At 72.8% G+C, this 25,095-nt stretch carries 26 protein-coding genes and 2 pseudogenes; 14 read left to right on the top strand and 14 right to left on the bottom strand.

Features of this window, described 5'->3' with window-relative positions; translation table 11 throughout:
• Positions 1-608, bottom strand: a pseudogene (locus ABZ565_RS26660) (coagulation factor 5/8 type domain-containing protein); the annotation flags it as partial.
• Between the two features lie 299 nt (positions 609-907).
• On the opposite strand from ABZ565_RS26660, the gene ABZ565_RS26655 reads away from it, so the two are divergent.
• Complete coding sequence (locus tag ABZ565_RS26655; protein WP_361031841.1) at positions 908-1,540, top strand: class I SAM-dependent methyltransferase; 633 nt, start codon at positions 908-910, stop codon at positions 1,538-1,540.
• 61 nt (positions 1,541-1,601) lie between these two features.
• On the opposite strand, the gene ABZ565_RS26650 is transcribed toward ABZ565_RS26655, so the two are convergent.
• Both ABZ565_RS26650 and ABZ565_RS26645 read right to left on the bottom strand, forming a co-directional pair.
• Complete coding sequence (locus tag ABZ565_RS26650) at positions 1,602-2,144, bottom strand: TetR family transcriptional regulator (protein WP_361031838.1); 543 nt, start codon at positions 2,142-2,144, stop codon at positions 1,602-1,604.
• Positions 2,145-2,163: 19 nt separating this feature from the next.
• Positions 2,164-2,742, bottom strand: a complete 579-nt coding sequence (locus tag ABZ565_RS26645) for a sugar O-acetyltransferase (protein WP_361031835.1) — start codon at positions 2,740-2,742, stop codon at positions 2,164-2,166.
• 84 nt (positions 2,743-2,826) lie between these two features.
• Between ABZ565_RS26645 and ABZ565_RS26640 the strand changes: the two genes are divergently transcribed.
• Positions 2,827-4,044: an MFS transporter gene (locus ABZ565_RS26640; RefSeq protein WP_361031831.1), complete on the top strand. Its 1,218-nt coding sequence runs from the start codon at positions 2,827-2,829 to the stop codon at positions 4,042-4,044.
• Here ABZ565_RS26640 and thrS read toward each other — a convergent pair.
• The 5 genes and pseudogenes from thrS to ABZ565_RS26615 all read right to left on the bottom strand — a co-directional run.
• Positions 4,041-5,279, bottom strand: a pseudogene (gene thrS / locus ABZ565_RS26635) (threonine--tRNA ligase); the annotation flags it as partial. The gene ABZ565_RS26640 and the pseudogene thrS sit on opposite strands and share 4 nt — an antisense overlap.
• Positions 5,280-5,489: 210 nt before the next feature.
• Complete coding sequence (locus tag ABZ565_RS26630; RefSeq protein WP_361031828.1) at positions 5,490-6,197, bottom strand: class F sortase; 708 nt, start codon at positions 6,195-6,197, stop codon at positions 5,490-5,492.
• Positions 6,198-6,320: 123 nt separating this feature from the next.
• The gene (locus tag ABZ565_RS26625; RefSeq protein ID WP_361031825.1) at positions 6,321-7,073 is read right to left on the bottom strand and encodes a hypothetical protein; all 753 of its coding nucleotides are present in this window, start codon (positions 7,071-7,073) and stop codon (positions 6,321-6,323) included.
• Positions 7,074-7,303: 230 nt separating this feature from the next.
• A complete protein-coding gene (locus ABZ565_RS26620; RefSeq protein WP_361031822.1) occupies positions 7,304-8,143 on the bottom strand; it encodes a transglutaminase-like domain-containing protein in 840 nt (279 codons plus the stop codon).
• Positions 8,144-8,146: 3 nt separating this feature from the next.
• A complete protein-coding gene (locus ABZ565_RS26615) occupies positions 8,147-9,145 on the bottom strand; it encodes a GNAT family N-acetyltransferase (RefSeq protein ID WP_361031819.1) in 999 nt (332 codons plus the stop codon).
• Positions 9,146-9,262: 117 nt separating this feature from the next.
• Between ABZ565_RS26615 and fdxA the strand changes: the two genes are divergently transcribed.
• Positions 9,263-9,583 carry a ferredoxin gene (gene fdxA, locus ABZ565_RS26610; protein ID WP_018105475.1) on the top strand — a complete coding sequence of 107 codons (321 nt, stop codon included), beginning with the start codon at positions 9,263-9,265 and terminating at the stop codon, positions 9,581-9,583.
• 118 nt (positions 9,584-9,701) lie between these two features.
• A complete protein-coding gene (locus ABZ565_RS26605; RefSeq protein WP_361031816.1) occupies positions 9,702-10,796 on the top strand; it encodes a bifunctional succinyldiaminopimelate transaminase/glutamate-prephenate aminotransferase in 1,095 nt (364 codons plus the stop codon).
• A gap of 65 nt (positions 10,797-10,861) precedes the next feature.
• Here the strand turns inward: ABZ565_RS26605 and ABZ565_RS26600 are convergent, their stop codons facing one another.
• Both ABZ565_RS26600 and ABZ565_RS26595 read right to left on the bottom strand, forming a co-directional pair.
• Positions 10,862-11,260, bottom strand: coding sequence for an ATP-binding protein (locus tag ABZ565_RS26600; protein ID WP_361031813.1), 399 nt, complete (start codon positions 11,258-11,260; stop codon positions 10,862-10,864).
• 315 nt (positions 11,261-11,575) lie between these two features.
• A complete protein-coding gene (locus ABZ565_RS26595; protein WP_361031857.1) occupies positions 11,576-12,448 on the bottom strand; it encodes a hypothetical protein in 873 nt (290 codons plus the stop codon).
• A gap of 86 nt (positions 12,449-12,534) precedes the next feature.
• On the opposite strand from ABZ565_RS26595, the gene dapE reads away from it, so the two are divergent.
• Complete coding sequence (gene dapE / locus ABZ565_RS26590; protein WP_361031810.1) at positions 12,535-13,626, top strand: succinyl-diaminopimelate desuccinylase; 1,092 nt, start codon at positions 12,535-12,537, stop codon at positions 13,624-13,626.
• A gap of 97 nt (positions 13,627-13,723) precedes the next feature.
• Positions 13,724-14,509 (top strand): TIGR00730 family Rossman fold protein, encoded by a 786-nt coding sequence (locus tag ABZ565_RS26585; RefSeq protein WP_361031807.1) that lies wholly within the window; start codon positions 13,724-13,726, stop codon positions 14,507-14,509.
• Between the two features lie 184 nt (positions 14,510-14,693).
• Here the strand turns inward: ABZ565_RS26585 and folP are convergent, their stop codons facing one another.
• The gene (gene folP, locus ABZ565_RS26580; protein ID WP_361031854.1) at positions 14,694-15,554 is read right to left on the bottom strand and encodes a dihydropteroate synthase; all 861 of its coding nucleotides are present in this window, start codon (positions 15,552-15,554) and stop codon (positions 14,694-14,696) included.
• A 133-nt stretch (positions 15,555-15,687) separates the two neighbouring features.
• On the opposite strand from folP, the gene ABZ565_RS26575 reads away from it, so the two are divergent.
• Both ABZ565_RS26575 and ABZ565_RS26570 read left to right on the top strand, forming a co-directional pair.
• Positions 15,688-16,110: a DivIVA domain-containing protein gene (locus ABZ565_RS26575; protein WP_361031804.1), complete on the top strand. Its 423-nt coding sequence runs from the start codon at positions 15,688-15,690 to the stop codon at positions 16,108-16,110.
• Positions 16,107-16,694 (top strand): DNA-3-methyladenine glycosylase I, encoded by a 588-nt coding sequence (locus tag ABZ565_RS26570; protein ID WP_361031801.1) that lies wholly within the window; start codon positions 16,107-16,109, stop codon positions 16,692-16,694. Before ABZ565_RS26575 ends, ABZ565_RS26570 begins: the two co-directional genes overlap by 4 nt.
• A gap of 10 nt (positions 16,695-16,704) precedes the next feature.
• Here ABZ565_RS26570 and ABZ565_RS26565 read toward each other — a convergent pair whose 3' ends face one another.
• Positions 16,705-17,517, bottom strand: coding sequence for an enoyl-CoA hydratase-related protein (locus tag ABZ565_RS26565; RefSeq protein ID WP_361031798.1), 813 nt, complete (start codon positions 17,515-17,517; stop codon positions 16,705-16,707).
• Positions 17,518-17,832: 315 nt separating this feature from the next.
• Between ABZ565_RS26565 and ABZ565_RS26560 the strand changes: the two genes are divergently transcribed.
• A complete protein-coding gene (locus ABZ565_RS26560; RefSeq protein ID WP_018105485.1) occupies positions 17,833-18,000 on the top strand; it encodes a DUF3117 domain-containing protein in 168 nt (55 codons plus the stop codon).
• Between the two features lie 123 nt (positions 18,001-18,123).
• On the opposite strand, the gene ABZ565_RS26555 is transcribed toward ABZ565_RS26560, so the two are convergent.
• On the bottom strand, positions 18,124-18,789 hold the full coding sequence (locus ABZ565_RS26555) for an O-methyltransferase (protein WP_018105486.1): 666 nt from the start codon (positions 18,787-18,789) through the stop codon (positions 18,124-18,126).
• 178 nt (positions 18,790-18,967) lie between these two features.
• On the opposite strand from ABZ565_RS26555, the gene sigE reads away from it, so the two are divergent.
• The 5 genes from sigE (at position 18,968) to ABZ565_RS26530 (ending at position 23,863) form a co-directional block, all read left to right on the top strand.
• Positions 18,968-19,735 (top strand): RNA polymerase sigma factor SigE, encoded by a 768-nt coding sequence (gene sigE / locus ABZ565_RS26550; RefSeq protein WP_185993001.1) that lies wholly within the window; start codon positions 18,968-18,970, stop codon positions 19,733-19,735.
• On the top strand, positions 19,732-20,715 hold the full coding sequence (locus ABZ565_RS26545; protein WP_361031794.1) for a zf-HC2 domain-containing protein: 984 nt from the start codon (positions 19,732-19,734) through the stop codon (positions 20,713-20,715). Before sigE ends, ABZ565_RS26545 begins: the two co-directional genes overlap by 4 nt.
• Positions 20,716-20,838: 123 nt before the next feature.
• Positions 20,839-22,509: a trypsin-like peptidase domain-containing protein gene (locus ABZ565_RS26540; protein WP_361031791.1), complete on the top strand. Its 1,671-nt coding sequence runs from the start codon at positions 20,839-20,841 to the stop codon at positions 22,507-22,509.
• A 99-nt stretch (positions 22,510-22,608) separates the two neighbouring features.
• The gene (locus ABZ565_RS26535) at positions 22,609-23,085 is read left to right on the top strand and encodes a sec-independent translocase (RefSeq protein WP_361031788.1); all 477 of its coding nucleotides are present in this window, start codon (positions 22,609-22,611) and stop codon (positions 23,083-23,085) included.
• A 118-nt stretch (positions 23,086-23,203) separates the two neighbouring features.
• Complete coding sequence (locus ABZ565_RS26530; RefSeq protein ID WP_361031786.1) at positions 23,204-23,863, top strand: hypothetical protein; 660 nt, start codon at positions 23,204-23,206, stop codon at positions 23,861-23,863.
• Positions 23,864-23,926: 63 nt separating this feature from the next.
• On the opposite strand, the gene ABZ565_RS26525 is transcribed toward ABZ565_RS26530, so the two are convergent.
• A complete protein-coding gene (locus tag ABZ565_RS26525; RefSeq protein ID WP_361031783.1) occupies positions 23,927-25,060 on the bottom strand; it encodes an Mrp/NBP35 family ATP-binding protein in 1,134 nt (377 codons plus the stop codon).
• Positions 25,061-25,095: the final 35 nt, after the last annotated feature.

The raw sequence follows: 25,095 nt of genomic DNA, 5'->3' as shown, positions 1-25,095 counted from the left end.
TACCCGCCGCTCGCCCAGCCGTAGCCGTTCGGCGCGAGGTTGAGCCCGCCCTTGACGTGCATCCGGCGGAACGGCGCGGCCTGGGACACGGCCCAGCGGTCGGTGCCGCTGACCGGGTTCAGCGCCAGGTTCTCCGCCGAACGCCAGAAGTTCTGCGTGGCGTTGCCGTTGAACCAGCCCGCGTCCACGGTGACATCACCGTTGAACGTGGTGTCGTCGGGCTTGAGACCGAGACCGGCGATCGACGTGTAGAAGCCGATCTGCGCGTTGATGTTGTTGTACGTGCCCGGCTTGAAGAGCAGCGCGTAGCGGCCGTTGCCGAACTGCGCCGACTCCTGCTGCTTGAACACCTCGTCGACCTTGGCCTGGATGTCCGGTGTCGACGGGTCGAACACCATGACGTTGGGCCCGAGATCGCCACCGCCCTCGACGGCCTGCGCGTCCTGCCCGAAGGCGGTCTGCGCCGTGGGGACGGCCATGAGGAGCGAGACGGCGAACGCGGCGAACCCGAAGGCCCGGCCCCGGCGTCCGCGGCGGGAAGGTGCGGTGGTGGTGGGGGAGGTGGGTGTGGGGGATGTGGTGGGGGCTTCCGTGGGGGGAAGGTACATGGACGTACGTCTCCTGGGTCTTGGTACGGGTGACGCGACGAACGGTCCGGTGAAACGCCGAGAGAGCGCTCTCCGGTGGGTGCTGATGGTTCCGCCGTTACCCGGTACACGTCAAGAGGTGTGCGTCGGAAGCCTCGGCCGAACTGGGCCGTGCGCAACAAATGGTTTCTGTGGCAGGGCAATTGACCCGCTCTGTGGTCACTTCGGCGCGCTCTTGGGTTCAGGAACTGACGGTGACCGCCCGGGAGCGCGGGGTACCCGCCCCCGTCCCGGCGCAACCGCCCCGTAGGGTCGTACGGATGACCGAACTCGACGCGACCCGCGCCTATTACGACACCGTCGCCGAGGATTACGCCGCACGCGTCCCCGGCCTCTTCGCCGAGGACGTGCCGGGGCGTGCCCTGATCGGCGCGTTCGCGGAGGAGGTCCGCGCGGACGGCGGGCTCCCCGTCGCCGATCTCGGCTGTGGGCCTGGTCATGTGACGGCCCATCTGGCCGGCCTCGGGCTCGATGCCCACGGCGTGGACGTGTCGCCGCGCATGGTGGACGTCGCCCGGCGCCGCCACCCGGACCTGCGCTTCGAGACCGGGGCGATGGACGCGCTCGGGCTGCCGGACGGCGGCCTCGGCGGGATCGTCGCCTGGTGGTCCATTCTGCACACGCCGCCGGACCGACTCCCGGTCCTCTTCGCGGAGTTCCGCCGCGTCCTGGCGCCCGGCGGCCGCCTGCTGCTGGGGTTCCACGCAGGCAACGGGGAGCCCTACACCTCGGAGAAGCGCACCGGCGGATACGCGTACGCCATCCACCTGCTGTCACCCGACCGGGTCGCCGGACAACTGGAAGAGGCCGGATTCACCGTCACCGCCCGGCTGACCACCCCGGGCGCGAGGTGGCCCCAGGTCTGTCTGTCGGCCCGGGCGGCCGGTGCGTGAGGGATGACCTGGCCGGCACCTTGGTCAGGTGGGGTGCCGGCCAGGGGCTTGTGGGCGCGCGTCAGGCGCGCGTGATGCGGGCGATGGCCTCGACGGTCAGAGCGCGGTCGTGCGGTTCGGTTTCCAGCGCGCGATGGATGGAAAGGCCCTCGATCAGCGCGTCGAGCTGACGGGCCGTCGCCGGGTCGAAGTGCCACTCCAGGGCGACCCGGCTGCGACGCATCCACTCGCGGGTCAGCTCGCGGTAGGCGGGCTTGCGGGCGGCGAGGGTGTACAGCTCGTGCGTGAGGACCAGTTCGCGCTGATTGCCGCCGGACAGGTGATGGACCAGATCGGCGACCGCCTCGCGCGCCTCGTCCTGCGTGGAGGCGGCGCCCAGGCGCTCCTCGAAGACGGCGACGATACCGCTGGAGAAGCGGGTGAACGCCTCCCGCAGCAGCTCGTCCATGCCGGCGAAGTGGTACGTCATCGAGCCGAGGGGCACCCCGGCGCGTGCGGCGACCTTGCGGTGGGAGGTCCCGGCGACCCCCTCGGCCGCGATCAGGTCGAGCGCGGCGGTGATGATGCGCTCCCGCCGCTCGGGGTCGTTCTGTCCGGTCGCCACGCTCTGTCCCTCGTCGTTCCTAGATCGAACGGATCACCCGGGCCGGATTGCCCACGGCGACCACGTTGGCGGGGATGTCCTTGGTGACGACGGCGCCCGCGCCGATGACGCTGTTGTCCCCGATGGTCACCCCGGCCAGCACGATCGCCCCACCCCCGAGCCAGACATTGTCGCCGATCGTGATGGGCCGCGCCGCCTCCAGCTTGTCCCGGCGCGGCTCCGGCTCCACCGGGTGCGTGGGCGTCAGCAGTTGGACGTTCGGCCCGATCTGGCAGTCGCGGCCGATGGTGATCGGCGCGACGTCCAGCGCGGTGAGGTTGTAGTTGATGAACGTGTCCTCGCCGACCGTGATGTACGAGCCGTAGTCGACGTACAGCGGGGGCCGGATGTGCGCTCCCGTGCCGAGTCCGCCGAGGAGTTCGGCGATGAGGGGCTGCGCCGCGTCCGGGTCCTCGGCGTAGGCCGCGAGATAGCGGGCGGCCAGCCGCACGGCCCGCTTCTGGGCCTCGACGATCTGCGGGTCGTCCGCGATGTACAGGTCTCCGGCGAGCATCCGCTCGTGGTTCGTACGCGGATCGCCCGCGAAGTAGTCCGTCATGGGTACGAGCGTACACTCTAGGCGTACGATCGTACGCTTGTGGCGCCCGCCACTTCTCCCGACCGTTTGACGAGGCCCCGCTGTATGGATGCCGCCACACGCCGCTGGCGTGCCGCCCTGTTCCTCTTCATGCTCGCCGCCGGCACCGGCATGGCCTCCTGGGTCGCGCGCACCCCGGCTGTCCGGGACGGGCTCGACGTGTCCACCGGCGCGATGGGCCTGGTGCTGTTCGGGCTGTCCACCGGTTCGATGGCCGGTGTCATGGCGTCGGGGCCGCTGGTGCGGCGCCGAGGGGGCCGGAGGACGATCCTCGGCGGCGTCACCCTGATCGTCGCCGGGCTGCTGGTCGTCGCGGCCGGCACCGCCCTCTCGCTCGCCGCCGTGGTCTTCGCGGGACTGGCCCTGTTCGGCGGCGGGATGGGGATGAGCGAGGTGGCGTTCAACATCGAGGGCGCCGCCGTCGAAACCGTCATCGGCCGGCCCGTCCTCCCCGTGCTGCACGGCTGCTTCAGCCTGGGCACCGTCGTCGGGGCGCTCCTCGGCATGGCGCTGACGGCGGCCGCGTTCCCCGTCGGCTGGCATCTGACACTCGTCGCGGTCCTGATAGCCGCGGCCGGCACCCGGGCGGTCCTCGCCATCCCGCCCGGCACCGGCAAGGAGGACGCGCCGGCCGCCGGCTCCGGGCAGGGCGGCCTGCGGGGCCAGCTGCACGTGTGGCGCGACCGGCAGCTCGTCCTGATCGGCGTGATCGTGCTGGCGATGGCCTTCGCGGAGGGCGCGGCCAACGACTGGCTGCCGCTGCTCATGGTCGACGGGTACGACGTGAGCCCTACGGCGGGTTCGCTGACCTTCCTGGTCTTCGCCGCCTCGATGACCCTGGGCCGGCTGGCCGGCGGCCCCTTCCTGGAGCGGTTCGGCCGGGCACTCGTCGTCCGGGTCAGCGGCCTGACCGCCGCGCTGGGCCTGGTGGTGGTGATCGTCGCCCCCAGCCCCCTGATGGCGGGCGCCGCCACGGTGCTGTGGGGGCTGGGCGCCTCGCTCGGCTTCCCGGTCACGGTGTCCGCCGCGGGCGACCACCCGACGGACGCGGCCGCGCGGGTGGCCGCGGTCTCCACGGCGGGCTACGGCGCCTTCCTGGTCGGCCCGCCGGCCCTCGGCTTCCTCGCCGACCACATCGGCCTGCGGCTCACGATGACCGTGGTCCTGGCGCTGGTGGCCGTGGCGGCGCTGCTGGCCGGGGCGCTGGGCCCGGGCCGGGAGGGCGGCGAGCCGAGGGGGGAGGCGGCGCCGGACACGGCCTAACGACCCTCCGCCTCCTCGTCCCACAGCGCGGTGCTGTGCGCGGCGGTCAGCGCGGCGATCCGGGACAGCGCGTCCCCGGCCGGCAGGGGGGCGAGCCGGCGGCCGTCGCGCAGGCGGAGTGCGACGAGCCCGTCGGCCGCCTCCGCCGCCCCGATCACCACCTGGTACGGCACCAGCCTGGCCTCGCGGATCCGGGCGCCCAGGCTGCCGCGCTCGCGGCCGCTGATCTCCGCGCGCAGCCCCAGCTCCGCGCACCGCCCGGCCAGCGCCTCCGCGTCCGGGAGTTCGGCGTCGGACACCGGCAGGACCGCCAGCTGTTTCGGGGCGAGCCAGGCCGGGAAGGCGCCGCCGTGCTGCTCGATGAGGTGGGCCACGGCCCGCTCGACGCTGCCGATGATGCTGCGGTGCACCATGACCGGGCGGTGCTTCGCCCCGTCGGCCCCGGTGTAGTGGAGGTCGAAGCGCTCCGGCTGGTGGAAGTCGACCTGCACGGTGGACAGGGTGAACTCGCGGCCCGCCGCGTCCTCGACCTGGACGTCGATCTTCGGCCCGTAGAACGCGGCCTCGCCCTCCGCCGCCTCGTACGGCAGCCCCGATGCCTCCAGCACCTCGGTCAGCAGCCCGGTGGAGCGCCGCCACAGCTCGGGGGCGGCGACGTACTTGCCGCCCGGCCCCGGCAGCGAGAGCCGGAAGCGAGCCGCGCGGACGCCCAGTGCCTCGTACGCCCGGAGGATCATGCCGAGCGCGCCGCGCGCCTCGTCGGCGACCTGCTCCACGGTGCAGAAGATGTGCGCGTCGTTCAGCTGGATGGAGCGCACCCGGGTCAGCCCGCCGAGCACCCCGGACAGTTCCGCGCGGTACATCCCGCCCAGCTCCGCCATCCGCAGCGGCAGTTCCCGGTAGCTGTGCGCCCGGGAGCGGTAGATCACCGCGTGGTGCGGGCACAGGCTGGGCCGCAGCACCAGTTGCTGTCCCTCGCCCAGGTCCATCGGCGGGAACATGTCGTCGCTGTAGTGCGCCCAGTGCCCCGAGCGTTCGTACAGCTCCCGTTTGCCGAGCACCGGCGAGTACACGTGGCGGTAGCCCGCCTGCCGCTCGGCGCCCCGGATGTACTCCTCCAGGGTGTGCCGCAGCTCCGCCCCGTCGGGCAGCCAGTAGGGCAGTCCCGCCCCGATCAGCGGATCGGTGCCGAACAGCTCCAGCTCGCGGCCGAGTCTGCGGTGGTCGTGCATGGCGGTCTCCTCGCGTGGGAAGGGCGAGCGACCCCACGCGAAAGCCCCGGGGCACTCGCCCCGGGGCTTGTCGGCTGGTCAGCAGTCAGCGCGCCGGGACACTCTCCGGCGTCGTCGTGTTCATGGCGGCACGCTGCATGGTTCCGACGCTAACAGCGCCCCGCGCACATACGCATCCGGTTTTCCCACCCGTACGCGGGGGAAGACCGCCGCTCACTTCTTCTTCACCGAGTCCAGGTGCGCGAAGACCACGACGTTGTCCTCGTAGTCCTTGGCCTTCCGGTCGTAGTTGCCGCCGCAGGTGATCAGCCGCAGCTGTGCGTCCGGAGTGTCGGCGTACACCTTCTCGTCGGGGAAGTCCGCCTTCTTGAACGTCTCCACGCTGTCCACGGCGAACGAGGCCACCGTGCCGTCGGCGCGGGTGATGTCGACGGTCGCCCCGGGTTTCAGGAACTGCAGCTGGAGGAAGACGGCCGGACCGGTCGTGGTGTCCACATGGCCCGCCACGATCGACGCCCCCCGTTCGCCGGGCGTCGCACCGTCCTTGAACCAGCCGACCAGGTTCTTGTCGTTCGGCGGAGGCGCGTCGAGCCTCCCCGAAGGACCGATGGAGAGCGGGGTGAACGGCGCGTCCACCGCGATCGTCGGGATCCGCAGCCGCGTCGGCACCGAGCGCGGCAGCGAGGGCGACGTGCTCGGGGGGGTCTTGGCGGAGTCCGCGGCAGACGGGGACGCGGCGGCGGACGCGGCTGCCGGGGCCGGGGCGGGCGCCTTGTCGTCGGCCGGTGAACCGATGGAGTGGTAGATCAGGGTCATGCCGAGACCGGCGGTCGCGAGGGGCCAGAACAGGGCCCGTCCGAGCGAGCCGGTGCGGGACGCGGCCCCGGGGGAGGGGGTTTCGGTGGTCTGCGGGGCGGCCATGGAGCACGTGCCTTTCGTCCGTACGGGCGCGGTACGAGTGGGGAGGACCGGGGAAAACGCGGGCGCCGCGGCCGCCGCCCCCGGAGGGACGGCGACCGCGACGACAGGGGCCCGCGGGGCCGGTCAGGCCATCGCACCGCCGGACGCCTGACGGCGGCGGAGCCGGTACGCGGCGACGCCGGCGCCGCCGAGCAGCAGGAGCGAACCGGCCGCCAGACCGCTGCCGGTCATCGCCATCGCGCCGCCACCCGTGTGCATGCCGCCGTGCGGCTTCTCCTCCTCGTCCTTGCTGTACTTGCCGCCCTCCTCGTCACCGGGCTGCCACTCCTTGTTGACGGTCTGCGCGAGGGCGCCGCCACCGGTGTGGACGCCGCCGTGCGGCTTGTCCTCGTCGTCCTTGCTGTACTTGCCGCCCTCCTCGTCGCCGGGCTGCCACTCCTTGGCCAGGGTGTTGGCCAGCGCGCCGCCGCCGGTGTGGACGCCGCCGTGCGGCTTGTCCTCGTCGTCCTTGCTGTACTTGCCGCCCTCGTCGCCGGGCTGCCACTCCTTGGCGACCGTCTTGGCGAGCGCGCCGCCGCCGGTGTGGACGCCGCCGTGCGGCTTGTCCTCGTCGTCCTTGCTGTACTTGCCGCCCTCGTCGCCGGGCTGCCACTCCTTCGTGACGGTCTTCGACAGCGCGCCGCCGCCGGTGTGCATGCCGCCGTGCGGCTTGTCCTTCTTCCACTCGCCGTCGGAGGTGTCGTGCTCGCGGTCGGAGGCGGACGAGCCGCCGGGGTGCTGGTCGGCGGCGACGGTCATCGCGTAGGCCGAGGGAGCGGTGATGGTGAGGACCGCCGTGACGGCGGCCGAAGCGAACAGCGTGCGGGCAGAGCGCATCTGTACACATTTCCTTTCGTCGCCCCTGCGAGGAGTGACGGCGTGTCGGTTCCTGGTGACGCAGCGGCTACGTGATCCACCGTCAGTCCGAACCCGGGAGCGCGCCATCGGAGAGCGAGGCATTGGGGCTACGGCCTGGGCCCATCGAGTGGCGAAGAACGGATAATCACCCGTTGGACGGCATGCCGCGCCCCACGAGGTTTGAGCGCCGCGCCTGAGCTCCCGCTCCGTCAGTTCAGGAGCGCCCGCGCCGCCCGCGCACTGGCGCGCACCGCCTCCGCCACGGCCGGCTCCACGTCCTCCACGACCCGCGCGTACTCCTCCATCTCGGCCGCGCCGCGCAGGAACTCGCCCGCGCGCACCAGCAGCTGGGCGTGCTCGTAGCGCAGCCTGGCCGGGTGCGACGGCAGCAGCAGCGACAGCTCCGCGGCCCACAGCGCCACGGCCGTGTGCTCCGGGCGGGCCGCGGCCCAGGCCCGGATGTTGTTCAGGACCCGCAGCACGACCTCCAGCGGCCGCGCGGGCTCCAGCGACGACGGCTCCCACCGCTCCCCGGTCGCGCTCGTCACCAGCAGCTCCGCGTCCTGGTCCGTCAGCGGCCGCCCCCCGGCGAACGGGTCGGCGAGCACCCGCTCGCCCGGGTCGCCGAAGCCGACCACGAAATGACCCGGCAGAGCCACGCCGTACACCGGGGCGCCCGCCCGCCGGGCGACCTCGATCCACACCACCGACAGCAGGATCGGCAGCCCGCGCCGCCGCCGGAGCACCTCGTGCAGCAGGGACGACTCCAGCCGCTGGTAGTCCGCCGTCGAGCCCTCGAACCCGCACCGCTCACCGAGCAGTTCGGCCAGCGCCGACGCCCAGGCGTGGGCCCCGCGCAGCCCGTACGGGAGCAGCCCGGCGAGCCGGTCCAGCTCGATCTGGGCCTCGTCGATGCCGTGCGCGTCCAGCGCCGGATCCGCCTCCGCCGCCACCAGCAGGCACAGCAGCGCCAGATCGGGCCGCTCGGCCCTGACCTCCTCCGCGAACCGGCGGCGCAGCTCCTCGCGGTCGTTCCTCTCGGGCACCATCGGTCACACCGGCCGGAAGTGGTGGTAGCGGTGGTGCGTGGCGAAGCCCATTCCGTCGTAGAGCGCGCGGGCGCCCTCGTTGTCCGCCTCCACCTGGAGCCAGGCGGCGGACGCGCCCTCGTCCATCGCCTGCCGGGCCAGCGCGGTCATCACGGCGGTCGCCAGGCCCCGGCGGCGGTGCTCGGGAGCCACCTCGACGGCCATGAAGCCGGCCCACCGCCCGTCCACCACGCACCGCCCGATCGCGGCGGGCGCCTCGCCCTCCTCGCCGGGCACGGTCGCGAACCACACCGAGGGGCCGCCGTGCAGCACCGCCGTCACCTCGGGACCCGGCTGCCCGACGCGCTGGTAGCGGGCGAGCCACGCCGCACCGGCCGTACGGTCCAGCCGGACCCGGGACACCTCGGCGGGCAGGTCGCCGACCGGGGCGAGCGCCGCGATCCGCACCTCCGCCGTCACCTCGCGCCGCCAGCCGTGCTCCTCCAGCGCCGCGCACAGCTCCTCCTGAGCGCCCTCGGCACCGGTCGCGGTCTGTACGTACGCGGGCAACCCCCGTTCCGCGTACCACTCCCGGACACGCCCGAGCGCCGCGCCGAGCGGCACGCCCGGGTCGCCGAGCGGCAGCACGGAGTTGGCGCGGCGGGTGAATCCGGCGGAGGCGCGCAGCAGCCAGTCGCCCAGTGGTTCGCTCTCCACGGGCTGCCAGGCGCGTGCGGTCACCCGGGCGAGTTCGGCGAAGGAGGCGGCGGGGCCGCGCCGCCGGGCCGGGGCGGACGGCACCACCTTGCCCGCCACGAGGGAGGACTCCGCGATGCGCACCGACTCGCCGTTCCTGGGTGTGACGCACAGCATGCCGTCGTTCCACGATGTGAGAACGCCGACCGTGTCGGTGAATTTCGCCCCGTCGGAGCCGTCTCCGGTCATACGCCGGACTGATACCCGTTTGCCCACGTCAGCTGGTGCAATTCGGACCTCCAGCCGTCCGCCGATGGTGAATTCCACAGCTCTGTCCGCCCCTCCTGTTCGGATCGTGCCCGCGAACGGAGATACTAGGTGCGGGCATCGACGACGCCGCGCTCCCGCGCGAGAGCCAACGCCCTACCGAGGAGGAACGACAGCGTGACCTACGTCATCGCGCAGCCTTGTGTCGACGTCAAGGACAAGGCCTGCATCGAAGAGTGCCCCGTCGACTGCATCTACGAGGGCCAGCGGTCCTTGTACATCCACCCGGACGAGTGCGTCGACTGCGGAGCCTGCGAGCCGGTCTGCCCGGTGGAAGCGATCTTCTACGAGGACGACACCCCGGACGAGTGGAAGGACTACTACAAGGCGAACGTCGAGTTCTTCGACGACCTCGGTTCGCCGGGTGGTGCCTCCAAGCTTGGTCTGATCGAGCGCGACCACGCGTTCATCGCCGCGCTGCCGCCGCAGAACCAGTAACAGCGCCCCGGCACGTGCGCCGCCCCGGTCCCGTACGGCTCGCCGCCGTGCGGGACCGCGGTGTTTCCCGCGCCCGCCGGGCCGCCCGCGTGAACTCCGTACGAGAAAGCAGAGAGCCGTGTCCGCAGTCTCCTCCCGCCTCCCGGTCTTCCCCTGGGACAAGCTGGCGCCCTACAAGTCGACGGCAGAGGCCCACCCGGACGGGATCGTGGACCTGTCCGTCGGCACCCCCGTCGACCCGGTGCCCGAGCTGATCCGGCAGGCGCTCGTCGCGGCCGCGGACAGCCCCGGCTATCCGACGGTGTGGGGGACCGCCGCGCTGCGCGACGCGCTCACCGGCTGGGTGGAGCGGCGGCTCGGCGCGGTCTCGGTCGCCCATGAGAACGTGCTGCCCGTCGTCGGCTCCAAGGAGCTGGTGGCCTGGCTGCCGACCCAGCTCGGCCTGGGCCCCGGCGACAAGGTCGCCTACCCGCGCCTCGCCTACCCGACGTACGAGGTCGGCGCCCGGCTCTGCGGCGCCGAGCCGGTGGTCTACGACGACCCGACCGAGCTCGACCCGGCCGGCCTGAAGCTCCTCTGGCTGAACTCCCCGTCCAACCCGACCGGCCGCGTCCTCGCCAAGGACGAACTGGTCCGCATCGTCGCCTGGGCGCGCGAGCACGGTGTGCTGGTCTTCAGCGACGAGTGTTACCTGGAGCTGGGCTGGGAAGCGGAGCCGGTCTCCGTGCTCCACCCGGACGTATGCGGCGGTACGTACGAGGGGATCGTCGCCGTCCACTCCCTGTCGAAGAGGTCCAACCTCGCGGGCTACCGCGCCGCGTTCATCGCGGGCGACGCGGCGGTGCTGAGCGAGCTGCTGCTGATCCGCAAGCACGGCGGCATGATGACGCCCGCGCCCGTCCAGGCCGCGACTGTCGCCGCGCTCGGCGACGACACGCACGTGGCCGAGCAGCGCACCCGGTACGCGGAGCGGCGCGCCGCCCTGCGCACGGCCCTGGAGGCCCACGGCTTCCGCATCGAGCACAGCGAGGCGAGCCTCTACCTCTGGGCCACCCGCGACGAACCCTGCTGGGACACCGTGGCCCACCTGGCGGAGCTGGGCATCCTGGTCGCGCCCGGCGACTTCTACGGACCGGCCGGCGACCGCTTCGTCCGCGTCGCGTTCACGGCCACGGACGAGCGCGTCGCGGCGGCGGTCAAGCGCCTCGGCTGACCACCGGCGTACGTGAGGGCCCCCGGAAGCACGCGCTCCCGGGGGCCCTCACGCATGGGTGGGCGTCAGCCGAGCGGCAGGCCCTGGGTGAGCGCGTCGGTGGGCAGGCCGCCCTTGGCCGTCTTGGAGACGGTGCCGGTGGCCCCGCCCTTGGTGGCGCCGGAGACCTTCTTCGCTGCGGGGCCGGCCTTGCCGCCGACGTCGGTGAGCGTCTTGCCCGCCACCGGCAGCGCGGTGCCGACGAGCTTGCCGCCGGTCTCGCTCGCGGCGCCCGAGGCCGGCTTGGCGGCGCCTTCGACCGTCTTGCCGAGACCGGAACCCTCGACGCTGGTGAGACCGCCGAGGTCCGGGGCATGCGAGAGCTCCGCGGCACCCGCGGCACCGGCCGCACCGACCACGGGGGCCGCACCCGCCGCGATCAGCAGCGCGGTACGGGCGATCCGACGGGTCAGGGGGAGGGACATGATGCTCCTTCGACGGGAGGGGAATTCGGGCTGTCCGTGAGCCGGACGCCCTGACAACCGTCGTGGGGGCGGGTGAGGTTGCGGTGCGGTGACGTAAAGACTGAGCAATGCGTCGGATAATCCTCAGCGGAGGAACCCGGGCAAACGGTGCGTTGCGCGGAGGTCCGGTGAACCGTCACTGCCCTTGCGCGGCAAGGGTTACGGCAGCTGCGGAGGCGGTCGCCGCATGCGCCTCCCACGGGGCGCCCGGGGCGCATGACGGTACCCCCGTGCGGGCGAGGGCTCGCACGCGTGAGCGTGCACCCCAAGGTGTCATCAGCCCACGAGCCGCAGGCGGACCTCGTCCGCGTCCGAAGCCTCGCGCCGCGACGGTTCGCGTTCCGTGTGCCAGCCCGAGCCGGCCGCCCAGACCCGGCCCCCGTACGCGACCTCGTCGATGCCCAGCGCCTCGGACTGGGCCACCGCCCAGTGCGCCAGCTCCCAGCCGCGCTGCGGTACGCCGTCCCGGTCGGCGCGGCGGTCCGCTCGCACCGGCACCGTGAGCGCGCCGGAGGAGGAGGAGCCCGCCGCGCCGGTGCCGGCCGGCAGCACGCCCTTGCCGAAGGCGCTCACCAGGGCCGCCCGCACCTTCGTCGCGTCGCCCGTCCCGGCTGTGGTCCGCGGCGGCTCGCAGTCCAGTGCGGCCGGGGTGCGGCCGGTCAGCGCGGCGGCCAGCAGCGCCGCGTCCGGCTCGTGCTTCGCGTACGCCTGCGGGAAACCGCTGCGCTGGACGCGCTGCGCGGCCTCGGTCAGCGGCAGCCGCGAATAGCCCGGCACCTCGGCCAGGTGCTGGTAGAACTTCCCGGCCGCGTACACCGGGTCCATGACCTGCCGCGCGGTGCCCCAGCCCTGCGAGGGCCGCTGCTGGAACAGCCCGAGCGAGTCCTTGTCGCCGTGGCCGAGGTTGTGCAGCGCGGACTCCTGCAACGCCGTGGCCAGCGCGATGGTCACCGCGCGCTCCGGCATCCCGCGCCGGGTGCCGACGGCGGAGATCGTCGCGGCGTTCGCGGCCTGCTCGGGCGTCATCCGGTACGAACCGTCCGCCGACCGCACCGTGCACTGGTCGGACCCGCGCCCGCTCGAAACGTACTGAACCGTCAGATAACCGGCCACCGCCGCGAGCACACCGACGGCCGCCGCGATCCGCAGCCGACGGCTGCGGCCGGGGCGCCGGGGGGCAGCTGAATCGGTCCTGGTCACGGGGCCACCGTACGCGAGGCACTAGGCTCGTATCCATGGCCGAAAGCACGCTTGACCTCACCCTGGACGGGCCCGCCCTCACCGCCGCGCTGGTGGACTTCCCCTCGGTCAGCGGGGAGGAGAAGGACCTCGCCGACGCCATCGAGACGGCGCTGCGCGCACTGCCGCACCTGACCGTCGAGCGGTACGGGAACAACGTCGTGGCCAGGACGGATCTCGGCCGTTCCGAACGGGTCATCCTGGCCGGGCACATCGACACCGTGCCGATCGCCGACAACGTGCCCTCCCGGCTCGACGCGGACGGCCTCCTCTGGGGCTGCGGCACCTCCGACATGAAGTCCGGCGTCGCCGTCCAGCTGCGCATCGCCGCCACCGTGCCCGAGCCCAACCGCGACCTCACCTTCGTCTTCTACGACCAGGAGGAGGTCGCCGCCCACCTCAACGGCCTCGGCCGCATCGCCGACGCCCACCCGGACTGGCTGAAGGGCGACTTCGCCATCCTGCTGGAGGGCTCGAACGGCGAGGTCGAGGGCGGCTGCCAGGGCACCCTGCGGGTCTTCCTCCACCTGGAGGGCGAGCGGGCGCACTCCGCGCGCAGCTGGATGGGGTCCAACGCCATCCACGCCGCCGCCCCGGTCCTCGCCCGCCTCGCCGCGTACGAGCCCCGGCGGCCGGTGATCGACGGTCTGGAGTACCACGAGGGCCTGAACGCCGTACGGATCGAGGGCGGCGTCGCCAACAACGTCATCCCCGACGCCTGCACGGTCGTCGTCAACTACCGCTACGCCCCCGACCTCGGCCAGGAAGAGGCCCTGGCCCACGTCCGCGAGGTCTTCGCGGACTGCGGCGTCGCGGAGTTCACGGTGGACGACCACTCCGGCGCGGCGATGCCCGGCCTCTCGCACCCGGCGGCGAAGGCCTTCATGGACGCGGTCGGCGGCGTGGCCCGGCCCAAGTTCGGCTGGACGGACGTGGCCCGCTTCGGCCCCCTCGGCGTCCCCGCGGTCAACTACGGCCCCGGCGACCCGGTCCTCGCCCACAAGCGCGACGAACACGTCAAGGTCGAGCGCATCACCCACTGCGAGGACCGCCTGCGCTCCTGGCTCACCGCCCGACCCACGACCTGACCTCCCGGATTCCCCTGTCCGTAACCCGTGGCGATCTACGCTGGCGGGAGACGGAGGCGTCGCAGGGCGCCCCCGACGTCGGCGGAGGGAGCAGGTCATGGGCAACCGCGAGGATGCGCGCATTCCCGAGGGTGCGGAGATCCCCGAGGGCGCGGTACGGCCCGAGGAACAGCGCCTCGGCCCCGTACTGCGCCGCAGGGACCAGGTGCAGCCCGGCACGACCGATCAGCGGCTGCTCGACTCCGAGGACGACTCCGAGTGGGTGCACACCGACCCGTGGCGGGTGATGCGCATCCAGTCGGAGTTCGTCGAGGGCTTCGGCGCGCTCGCCGAACTGCCGAGCGCCATCAGCGTCTTCGGCTCGGCCCGGACGCCCGCGGGCGCGCCGGAGTACGAGGCGGGCGTACGGATCGGCCGGGCGCTGGTCGACGCGGGCTTCGCGGTCATCACCGGGGGCGGCCCGGGCGCGATGGAGGCGGCGAACCGGGGCGCGCGCGAGGCGAGCGGCATCTCGGTCGGCCTCGGCATCGAGCTGCCCTTCGAGTCCGGGCTGAACCCGCACGTCGACATCGGCGTCAACTTCCGCTACTTCTTCGTCCGCAAGACGATGTTCGTCAAGTACGCCCAGGGCTTCGTGGTCCTGCCCGGCGGCCTGGGCACCCTGGACGAGCTCTTCGAGGCCCTGACCCTGGTCCAGACGGGCAAGGTCACCCGCTTCCCGATCGTCCTCTTCGGCACGGCCTACTGGGGCGGCCTGGTGGACTGGCTCCGCGACACGGTGGTGGCCCAGGGCAAGGCGTCGGAGAAGGACCTCCTGCTGTTCCACGTCACGGACGACGTGGACGAGGCGGTGGCGCTGGTGACGAAGGAAGTGGGGCGCTGAGGATGGCGGGGGCGCGGCCCCGTACCCCCGCTCCTCCATCGCCGGAAGGGCTTGATTGTCGGCGCGCTGCATCTTCCAGCCCCGCCGGCGTTTGAGGCGCGGGGTCCGGGGCGGCGCCCCGGTTTCGGGAAAGGGTGGGCAGGGGAACAGGCCCGCCGCAGGCGCGCCGCCCCGCCCGTGCGCCCTACGCCAGCCCTCGCCGCGCCACCGCTGGGGACCGCCACCCCGCGATCGACGCCACCATGTCCAGAACGTCCCGTGTCTCGGCCACCTCGTGCACCCGGTACACCCGCGCCCCCAACCACGCGGACACCGCCGTCGTCGCCAGTGTCCCCAGCAACCGCTCCTTCACCGGCCGGTCCAGCGTCTCGCCCACGAAGTCCTTGTTGGAGAGCGAGACCAGCACCGGCCACCCCGTCTCCGCCATCTCGCCGAGCCGGCGCGTCGCCTCCAGCGAGTGCCGGGTGTTCTTCCCGAAGTCGTGGCCGGGGTCGATCATGATGCCGTCGGGCCGGACCCCCAGGGAGACGGCCCGCTCGGCCAGGCCCACGGTCACCCGCAGGATGTCGGCCACCACGTCCTCGTACCCCGCCCGGTGCGGCCGCGTCCGCGGCTCCGCCCCGCCGGCGTGGGTGCACACCAGCCCCGCCCCGTACCGCGCGGCGATCTCCGCGAGCTTCGGGTCCACCCCGCCCCACGCGTCGTTCAGCAGATCCGCCCCCGCCTCGCAGACCGCCTCGCCGACCTCGTGGCGCCAGGTGTCGACGCTGATGACCACGTCGGGGTGGCGTCGGCGCACCTCGGCGACGAACCCGACCGTGCGGCGGGCCTCCTCCTCGGCGGTGACCTCCTCGCCGGGGCCCGCCTTGACGCCGCCGATGTCGATGATCGCCGCGCCGTCGGCCACGGCCCGCTCGACCCGGGCGAGCGCCGGCTCGTCCTGGAAGGTGGCGCCCCGGTCGTAGAAGGAGTCCGGGGTGCGGTTCACGATCGCCATGATCACCTGCTCGTGCGCCCCGAATTCACGCCGCCCCAGCCGGAGCACACCGCTTGCCATCCGTGTCCCTTCCTGTGAATCCACCGGCGGAACAACCCCCGCCGGCCAACAGCCGACACTAACTGTCGGTACCGCATGGCACGATCGGACCCGGACGAATTCCGCTCCCGGGGAGATACGCGTGTTCTTGTTCTTGCTGCTGGCGATGGTGGTGGTGGTTGCCGCGGTCACCCTCGCGGTGGTCGGTGGAGGCAGGAGCGCCGTCCTCCAGGACGTGGCGCCCGAGCAGCTGACGGACCCGCTGCCGGCGTCGCGCCCGGTCGGCCGGGCGGACGTCGAGGCCCTGCGGCTCCCCGTCGGCCTCCGGGGCTACCGGATGGCGGACGTGGACGACGCCCTCGGCCGGCTCGGCGCCGAGCTCGCCGAGCGGGACGCGCGGATCGCGGAGCTGGAGTCGGCGCTCGCCGGCGCGCAGGCGACCAGGACGGGCGGCCCCGACCTCCTCAAGGGAGGGCAGGACCAGCCGCCCCGCCCCTGGCAGCCGCCCGAGACCGCCGGCCCCGGGGACGAGCGGCCGGCCCGCGACGAGGAGCCCGGCCGATGACCGGCGGAGCCGTGGCGGCGGCGGACGGCGGACTGCGCTGCCCCTGGGGCCTGTCCACCGAGGACTACCTCTGGTACCACGACACGGAGTGGGGCCGTCCGGTCCACGGTGACGACGCGCTGTTCGAGCGGCTGTGCCTGGAGGCGTTCCAGTCGGGTCTCTCCTGGCTGACGATCCTGCGCCGCCGCGAGGGCTTCCGCAGCGCCTTCGCGGGGTTCAGCATCCCGGCGGTGGCGGAGTTCACGGAGGCGGACCGGGAGCGGCTGCTGGCCGACGAGGGCATCATCCGCAACCGCGCGAAGATCGACGCGACCATGGCCAACGCCCGGGTGCTGGCCGGCTGGGGCGCCGGCGAGCTGGACGAGCTGATCTGGTCGTACGCCCCCGACCCGCTGAGCCGCCCGGCGCCGAAGACCCTCGGGGACGTACCTGCGGTCACCCCCGAGTCCACGGCCCTGGCCAAGGAGCTGAAGAAGCGGGGGCTCCGGTTCATCGGACCGACCACGGCCTACGCCCTGATGCAGGCGTGCGGCCTGGTGGACGACCACCTCGCCGACTGCGTCTCCCGCCCCGGCCCGGCGTGATTCCCGGGGCCTACCGCCCCAGATACTTCGGCTTCTCCTTCGCGAGGAACGCCCGCACAGCGATCCCGTGGTCCTCGGAGACCCCCGCCTTCGTCTGGAGCTCGTCCTCCTTCTCCAGGGCCTCGGCCAGAGTGTGACCGGCGCCGAAGGCGAGCGACTCCTTGAGCGCCGCGTAGGCGACGGTCGGGCCCTCGGCCAGGGCGCGCGCCACGGCGGCCGCCTCGGCGGCCAGCTCGGCGGCGGGCACCAGCCTGTTGACGATGCCCAGCTCGTGGGCGTCCTGCGCGGAGATGGAGCGCGGGAAGAGCAGCAGGTCGGCGGCGCGGCTCTGGCCGATGAGCCGGGGCAGCGTCCAGGAGACGCCCGAGTCGGCGGTGAGGGCGACCCCGGCGAACGAGGTGTTGAAGGAGGCGGTGTCGGCGGCCACCCGGTAGTCGCAGGCGAGCGCGAAGCCGAAACCCGCGCCGGCGGCGGCGCCGTTGATCCCGGCCACGACCGGCTTCGGCATCTCGGTGAGCGCCCGCACGATGGGGTTGTAGTGCTCCCGCACGGTGCTGAGCGCGTTGCCCTCGCCCGCCGCCTCGGTCTCGGCGAGCTTGGACAGGTGCTCCTTGAGGTCCTGCCCGACGCAGAAGGCGCGCTCCCCGGCCGCGGTGAGCAGCACCGCCCGTACCCCGGTGTCGGCTGCGGCGGACCGCAGGGCGTCACGGAGGGCGACCTTGGCGGCGGTGTCCATGGCGTTCATCGCGCCGGGGCGGTTGATCGTGATGGTCGCGAGCCCGTCGCTGATGTCGTACCGCACCACGTCGTCGTGATCGGCCATGAGAGGGGTCCCCTTTGTGTGTCGTTCACCTGCGTTTCCACGCAAGCATGGCCGACTTCGCCGGAGGAGGACATGTGACCTGCGTCAAACATTTCCGCGCCGCGGAGGGGCTCAAGGGGCCGGAGTATCCCAGTGAGGTCCCCGAATTGGGTGGTTTTGAGTGAGCGCGTTGCCCAAGAGATGCAGAGCGATGTTGGTCATCGGGGTCGGTGATGCGGGATAATGGCGTGGAAGCACTGTGTTCGATGCCGGTGAGGCAGCGCCTGTCATGGGGCCGCCGGTTGCGATGAGCTGGTTTCAGGAAGGGGAACGAGCATGGCGGCCATGAAGCCGCGGACGGGCGACGGCCCGCTCGAGGTGACAAAGGAGGGGCGGGGCATCGTCATGCGAGTTCCGCTCGAAGGCGGCGGTCGGCTTGTCGTGGAGCTGACGCCGGACGAGGCCGATGCCCTCGGCGACGCCCTCAAGCAGGTCGTCGGCTGAGCAGACGCTCATAACTTCACCGCTGCCCCGGCATGGTTCCCGTGCCGGGGCAGCGGTGCGTCCGGAGCCGGGCGCCGTTCACGGCGGGCCCGGTACGGCTACGGGGGCAGGTGCGCGTACGCCTCAGCCGCGCCGGACCGCGCAGAGCAGACCGTCGCCCACCGGCAGCAGCGTCGCCATCAGCTCCTGGCTCTCGCGGACCGCGCGCAGCAGCTCCCGTACGCGCAGCACCTCCGCGGGCTGGGCGGCCGAGTCGACCGTACGGCCGTCCGCGAAGACGCCCTCGAAGCAGACGAGCCCTCCAGGTCGCAGCAGGCGCAACGATTCAGCGAGACAGTCCAGGCTCTCCATCCGGTCGCCGTCGCAGAACACGAGGTCGTAGCCGCCGTCCGCGAGGCGGGGGAGCACATCGAGGGCGCGCCCGGGGATGAAGCGGGACCGGTTGGCCGCGAAGCCCGCCGCGCGGAACGCCTCCCGGGCGAACTGCTGGCGCTCGGGCTCCGGGTCGACCGTGGTCAGCACCCCGTCGGGCCGCATCCCGTGCAGCAGATAGATGCCGGACACGCCGGTGCCGGTACCGATTTCCGCCACGGCCTTGGCGTCCGTGGTGGCAGCGAGCAGGCGCAGGGCGGCCCCGGTGCCTGGCGACACCGAGCGGAGCCCTGCCTCGCGGGCCCGGTCCCGGGCCCAGCGCAGTGCTTCGTCCTCGGCGACAAAGGCGTCGGCGAACGCCCAGCTCGTCTGCCGGTTGGCGGTAATGACCCTCTCCTGTCCCCTTAGTTGGCGCAACGGTGACTGTATCCGCTGGACCCGGGAACCCGCAGATGGGACCGGGCGTTGTCCAAAGGTGGGGAGAAGCCCGGGAACGAGGCCCGCCGGTCGGGTCCGTGGCACGGGCGGGCTTCCGGGGACATCCCCGGCCCCAGCTGGGAAAAAGGCTTATCCGGAGCTAACGGGCGAGGTGGTTATGGTAGGGGCTCCACTGGACACCACCAGAGCCGATAGGGGAGGTGCGGCTGCGCCTGTGGATCGGGGAGGAGTGCTGCGGCGCTTTCTCAGGTCGGCGGGTGAGCCGAAATCCGTGACCGACATTGCTGACCGTTCTTCCAAAGACTCCGCACCGACCGCGACCTTCGCCTCCGATGCGGAATCCCAGGCGTGGACCCCGCCCACATGGGAAGAGATCGTCAGCACGCACAGCGGCCGCGTCTACCGCCTCGCCTACCGGCTGACGGGAAACCAGCACGACGCGGAGGACCTCACGCAGGAGGTCTTCGTCCGTGTCTTCCGTTCGCTGTCGACGTACACGCCCGGCACCTTCGAGGGCTGGCTGCACCGCATCACGACCAACCTCTTCCTGGACATGGTGCGCCGCAAGCAGCGCATCCGCTTCGACTCCCTCGGGGACGACGCCGCCGAGCGGCTGCCCAGCCGTGAGCCGTCGCCCCAGCAGGTCTTCAACGACACCCACTTCGACGCCGACGTCCAGCAGGCGCTGGACACCCTCGCGCCCGAGTTCCGGGCCGCCGTCGTCCTCTGCGACATCGAGGGCCTTTCGTACGAGGAGATCGCGGCGACCCTCGGCGTGAAGCTGGGCACCGTGCGCAGCCGTATCCACCGCGGGCGCTCCCACCTGCGCAAGGCGCTGCGGCACCGCTCGCCCGAGGCGCGCGCCGAGCAGCGCTCGCTCGCGGGCGCCGGTGTCCTCCTGGCCGGGGAGGGCGGCACGGCGTGAGTGGTACGGATCCGACCCCCGCGGAACAACACCTGGGGGACCGCCTCGCCGCGCTCGTCGACGGCGAGCTGAAGCACGATGCCCGCGACCGGGTGCTCGCCCATCTCGCCACCTGCGCCAAGTGCGCGGCCGAGGCGGCCGCCCAGCGCCGCCTGAAGAACGTGTTCGCGCAGGCCGCCCAGCCCTCGCCCTCCGAAGGCTTCCTGGCCCGCCTCCAAGGGCTTCCGGGCGGGCCTCCCGGGGGGGACGACGACCGGCGGGGAAGACCCGAGGGCGCCTCCGGGCGGTTCGGTGACGGACTCTTCCCGGGGACGCGCCCGCCGGGCGGCCGGGCGGACCTCACCACCGCCCCCGGCCCCCTGGACGGCTTCGGCTACCTCCCCGCGGCCCACGGCGGGGCCACGGCGCTGCCCTCGGCCGGTGCGGGCTTCCGCATCCACGAGGTGGGACGCGAGGGCGACCGCTCACCGTGGCGGGGCCGCCGGTTCGCCTTCGCCGCCGCCAGCGCCGTCTCGCTGGCCGCCATCGCGCTCGGCGGCGCCCTTCCGACGACCACCGGCGAGACCCCGACCCGTGCCTCCGGCCCGGGCAACAGCGTGACCCCGGCGGGCGCCGACGCCCGGACCGGCGGCGCCCTCCTGTCCGCCCGGCGCAACGGGCCGGGCCAGGGGATGCGCTCCATGTCCGGCCAGGCGGACCGCCCGGTCTCCCTCGCCGTGAACACCGTGTCGGCGGGGTTCGCCGTCCCGTCGCTGCTGGGCTCCGGCCGCCTCTCCGGCGATCCGTACGGGCTGGGCCTCCGCTCCGACACGTCCGGGACACGCCTCGGCGGGGCCGGTTCGCTGCTGGGCCGCACCCTGGGCGGCGGACTCGATCCGGCCCCGCCCGGCCTCACCGTGCAGCCCTCCCTGCCGCCCACCTCCGCCGCCGCGAAACCGGCTTCCGCCGACCACGGACTGCCCCTCTCGCCCCGTCGCTGATCCCGCACCCCGTACGGGCTGCGCAGCCCGGGCCCAAACCTGGTTGAATTCCGGCAGGATTTTCGGGAGGGACGCCCCTGCGGGGGCGTGCGGAGGGCCGGTTGCGGCAGTTGCGGGGAGAACATGGACGACGGGAAGCCGACCGGGCCCAGGGCGAAGTGGTGGAGCCGGCCCACACCGGGGAGCGCCGCACCCCCGGAGCCTTCCGTCGAGGACGCCGTGCCGGCTCCGGACAGCCCGGACCCGGCTGCGGGCGAGGCCCCGGAGACCGCCGTGTCGCCCATAACGGCTGAGCCCCCGGCGTGCCCCGCGCCCGACGACGCCCCCGACACCGCCCCCCGCGCCGGGCAGCCGCTGCACGAGCCCGACCCGTACGGCACCCCGCCCTACGGCGGTCCCGGCCCGTGGGCGCCCGCCCCTCCCGTGCAGCGTCCGACGCCCGCGCACGGCACCCCCGTACCCCCGCCGTACGCGGGGACGAACGGCGCGGGGATATCCGTCGCACCGGACCACACCACGACGACCCAGACCTTCCCGCCCCCGGCACCGCCCCAGCACCCGCAGGAAGCCGCGCACGCGCCGGCCGCCCACCCCCCGGCCCCGCAGTGGCAGAGCTACGACCCCTGGGGCGCGCCCCGGCAGCCCCTCGTCACCCAGCCAGGCCCCCCGCTCCCCGACGGCCGGCGGAAGAACCGGCGCGGTGCGATGCTGGTCGGCGCGCTGCTCCTCGCCCTGGTGGCGGGCGGCATCGGCGGCGGCATAGGCGCGTACATAGAACGCAACGGCGGCCTCACCAGCATCGAACTGCCCCAGGACGAGCGGGACGGCGGCGGCCGTGCTCCGGACAGTGTGGCCGGTATCGCGGCCAGCGCCCTGCCCAGTGTGGTCACCCTGCACGTCAGCGGCGCCACCGAGTCCGGCACCGGCACCGGATTCGTCCTCGACGACCGGGGCCACATCCTCACCAACAACCACGTGGTCGCCCCGGCCGGTTCGTCCGGTGAGATCACCGTCACCTTCAGCGGGGGCGAGACCGCGACCGCCGAGGTCGTCGGCAAGGACAGCGGCTACGACCTGGCCGTCGTGAAGGTCAGCGGCGTCTCCGGGCTGAAGCCGCTCCCGCTGGGCAACTCCGACAACGTCCGCGTCGGCGACCCGGTCGTGGCCATCGGCGCACCGTTCGACCTGTCCAACACCGTCACCTCCGGCATCATCAGCGCCAAGGACCGCCCGATCACCGCGGGCGGCGAGAAGGGCGACGGCAGCGACGTCAGCTACGTCAACGCCCTCCAGACCGACGCCCCGATCAACCCGGGCAACTCCGGCGGCCCGCTGGTCGACACCGACGCCCATGTCATCGGCATCAACAGCGCCATCCGCGCCGCCGACAGCGGGTCGGCCGGCGAGGGCGGGCAGGCCGGGTCCATCGGCCTCGGCTTCGCCATCCCGATCAACCAGGGCAAGCAGGTCGCCGAGGAGCTGATCAACACCGGCAAGGCCACCCACCCGGTGATCGGCGTGACGCTCGACATGAAGTACAACGGCGACGGGGCCAAGGTCGGCGGGAGCACCGAGGGCTCCTCGCCCGTCACGGCGGACGGCCCGGCGGACAAGGCCGGCATCGAGGCGGACGACGTCATCACCGAGGTGGACGGGGAGCGGGTGCACAGCGGCGAGGAACTCATCGTCAAGATCCGCTCCCACCGGCCGGGCGACCGGCTGGATCTGACCGTGACCCGCGGTGGTAAAGACCTGTCCATAACTTTGACGCTCGGCTCGGCAACCGGCACGTGACCGCCACGGGAAGCTACCGTCCGGACAGATTCGCCGGGTACCGTGTTGGATGTCCGGACCTCATCCGAGCTGGTCGCGGAGAATACGAGGAGCCGCAAGGTGTTCAATGACATAGGCGCACTCGAGCTGCTGGCGCTCGCGATTCTCGGCGTGCTCGTCTTCGGCCCGGACAAGCTGCCCAAAGTCATCCAGGACGTCTCCCGCTTCATCCGCAAGATCCGTGAGTTCTCGGAGAGCGCCAAGGAGGACATCCGCACGGAGCTGGGCCCGGAGTTCAAGGACTTCGAGTTCGAGGACCTCAACCCCAAGACGTTCGTCCGCAAGCAGCTCATGGACGGCAACGACGACCTGGGGCTGAAGGAGATCCGCGAGAGCTTCGACCTGCGCAAGGAGATCACCGAGGTCACCGACGCGGTGAACGGGCGCGGCACCGCGTCCGTCGAGGCGAAGACCGGCGTGTCGGGCGGTGCCGCGGTCACGGCCGCGAACGGCTCGAAGGGCGCTCCGGACCTGCTCAAGAAGGGCGAGCAGCCGCCGAAGGACACCCCGCCGCCGTTCGACGCGGACGCCACCTGAGGGCTGTCAATCCCGGGTCGTCCGGACGGTATGGCTATTCTCCATCTGTTCGGTTGTGAGGACGCCCGCGGGGGGCGGGCCGCTCCGGACCCTACGGATCGAGGAGGCGGCCGGGCTGATGGAGACGACGAGTCGGGTGGGCGCACAGGAGGCGCCGGACACGGTGGAGGCGGTCCCGGCGGCCCGGCTCATGGTGGTCGACGGCTACCTGAAGGCTCCGTTCCCCTGGTACGCGCTGGACGAGGCGTTCACCGGCCCGCGCCGGCTGATGCCGCTGGGCACCGCCGCCGACGGCGAGGTGCAGCACGGCTCCATCGGGCACGGCGACGAGCCGTTGGCCCGGGGCGGCGACTCGGGCGCCGACAAGCAGCGGTTCGCGGTCGTGGTGACCGTCGCCAGCAGCCCCGTACGGCGCAGTGGTGACGGCACCGGGGTCCTGGAGGCGACGACCGTGTCCTCCGCGGCCTGGCTGGCCGGCTCCGGGCTGCTGTCCTGCACCTGGCCCCCGCAGCTCGACCACACCCTGCGCGACGACTGGCTGGATCAGCAGACGGAGACCGCGTTCGAGCTCGCCGACGATCTGGAGGGCCCCGCCTGGTCGGCGCTGTCCCTGCCGGTCGACGGTGTCCCGGTCCCCTTCCACTACCGCGAGTCCGAGTTCGGCTGGGTGCTGGCCGGCTCCGCGCCCGGTGGGGTGCACATCGGCGCCTACGGGCGCGGGATGAGCGCGTACGGGCTGGGCTTCTCGGTGGTCAAGGACATCGAGGCGTACGCGTAACGCACGCGGCAACGGGAAGGCCGGGACCCTCGGGTCCCGGCCTTCCCCGTGTCCGTACGCGTGTCAGAACTTGTTGCGCGGGGTGATGCCCAGCGACATGCCGGACAGGCCGCGCTGACGGCCGCTCAGCTTGCCCGCGATGGTGCGCAGCGCCTTGCCGGCGGGGGAGTCGGGGTCGGAGAGCACGACGGGCTTGCCCTCGTCGCCGCCCTCGCGCAGCCGTACGTCGATCGGGATCGCGCCCAGCACCGGCACCTCGGCGCCGACCGTCTTCGTCAGCCCCTCGGCGACCTTGGCACCGCCGCCCGAGCCGAAGACGTCGACCATCTCGTCGCAGTGCGGGCACGGCATGCCGGACATGTTCTCGACCACGCCGACGATCTTCTGGTGGGTCTGCACGGCGATCGAACCGGCCCGCTCGGCCACCTCGGCGGCGGCCTGCTGCGGGGTCGTGACGACCAGGATCTCCGCGTTCGGCACGAGCTGCGCGACCGAGATCGCGATGTCCCCGGTGCCCGGCGGCAGGTCGAGCAGCAGGACGTCCAGGTCGCCCCAGAAGACGTCGGCCAGGAACTGCTGGAGCGCGCGGTGCAGCATCGGGCCGCGCCAGACCACCGGGGCGTTGCCCGGGGTGAACATGCCGATGGAGATGACCTTCACGCCGTGCGAGGACGGCGGCATGATCATGTTCTCGACCTGGGTCGGACGGCCGTCCACGCCGAGCATCCGGGGCACGCTGTGACCGTAGATGTCCGCGTCCACGACGCCGACCTTGAGCCCGTCCGCCGCCATCGCCGCGGCCAGGTTGACCGTCACCGAGGACTTGCCGACGCCGCCCTTGCCGGAGGCGACCGCGTACACCCGGGTCAGCGAGCCGGGCTTCGCGAACGGCACCTCGCGCTCCACCGTGCCGCCCCGCAGCGAGGCCGCGAGGTCCTTGCGCTGCTCGTCGCTCATCACGTCGAGGGTGACGTCGACCCGCGAGACGCCCTCGACAGCGGCCACCGCGTCGGTCACGTTCCGGGTGATCGTCTCGCGCATCGGACAGCCGGAGACGGTGAGGTACACCGTGACAGCGACCACACCGTCAGGATCGATGTCGACCGATTTCACCATGCCCAGCTCGGTGATCGGGCGGTGGATCTCGGGGTCGTTCACTGTCGCCAGTGCCTCAAGCACCGCGTCTTCCGTAGCCATACGGACGATGGTACGGCGCCTGTCGCTACGCGCGG

Origin of the sequence: Streptomyces sp. NPDC016469 (assembly GCF_040632905.1) — a bacterium.
Taxonomy (GTDB): Bacteria; Actinomycetota; Actinomycetes; order Streptomycetales; family Streptomycetaceae; genus Streptomyces.
This window is presented reverse-complemented; position numbering and strand designations above follow the sequence as displayed.

Excerpts from the sequence above, each read along its gene's own strand:
- ABZ565_RS26525 (WP_361031783.1), bottom strand. The coding sequence starts at position 25,060 with ATGGCTACGGAAGACGCGGTGCTTGAGGCACTGGCGACAGTGAACGAC.
- ABZ565_RS26585 (WP_361031807.1), top strand. The coding sequence starts at position 13,724 with ATGGGCAACCGCGAGGATGCGCGCATTCCCGAGGGTGCGGAGATCCCC.
- ABZ565_RS26655 (WP_361031841.1), top strand. The coding sequence starts at position 908 with ATGACCGAACTCGACGCGACCCGCGCCTATTACGACACCGTCGCCGAG.
- sigE (WP_185993001.1), top strand. The coding sequence starts at position 18,968 with ATGGTAGGGGCTCCACTGGACACCACCAGAGCCGATAGGGGAGGTGCG.
- ABZ565_RS26625 (WP_361031825.1), bottom strand. The coding sequence starts at position 7,073 with ATGCGCTCTGCCCGCACGCTGTTCGCTTCGGCCGCCGTCACGGCGGTC.
- dapE (WP_361031810.1), top strand. The coding sequence starts at position 12,535 with ATGGCCGAAAGCACGCTTGACCTCACCCTGGACGGGCCCGCCCTCACC.
- ABZ565_RS26645 (WP_361031835.1), bottom strand. The coding sequence starts at position 2,742 with ATGACGGACTACTTCGCGGGCGATCCGCGTACGAACCACGAGCGGATG.
- ABZ565_RS26620 (WP_361031822.1), bottom strand. The coding sequence starts at position 8,143 with ATGGTGCCCGAGAGGAACGACCGCGAGGAGCTGCGCCGCCGGTTCGCG.
- ABZ565_RS26565 (WP_361031798.1), bottom strand. The coding sequence starts at position 17,517 with ATGGCCGATCACGACGACGTGGTGCGGTACGACATCAGCGACGGGCTC.
- ABZ565_RS26540 (WP_361031791.1), top strand. The coding sequence starts at position 20,839 with ATGGACGACGGGAAGCCGACCGGGCCCAGGGCGAAGTGGTGGAGCCGG.
- ABZ565_RS26600 (WP_361031813.1), bottom strand. The coding sequence starts at position 11,260 with ATGTCCCTCCCCCTGACCCGTCGGATCGCCCGTACCGCGCTGCTGATC.
- ABZ565_RS26630 (WP_361031828.1), bottom strand. The coding sequence starts at position 6,197 with ATGGCCGCCCCGCAGACCACCGAAACCCCCTCCCCCGGGGCCGCGTCC.
- ABZ565_RS26560 (WP_018105485.1), top strand. The coding sequence starts at position 17,833 with ATGGCGGCCATGAAGCCGCGGACGGGCGACGGCCCGCTCGAGGTGACA.
- ABZ565_RS26530 (WP_361031786.1), top strand. The coding sequence starts at position 23,204 with ATGGAGACGACGAGTCGGGTGGGCGCACAGGAGGCGCCGGACACGGTG.
- ABZ565_RS26570 (WP_361031801.1), top strand. The coding sequence starts at position 16,107 with ATGACCGGCGGAGCCGTGGCGGCGGCGGACGGCGGACTGCGCTGCCCC.
- ABZ565_RS26640 (WP_361031831.1), top strand. The coding sequence starts at position 2,827 with ATGGATGCCGCCACACGCCGCTGGCGTGCCGCCCTGTTCCTCTTCATG.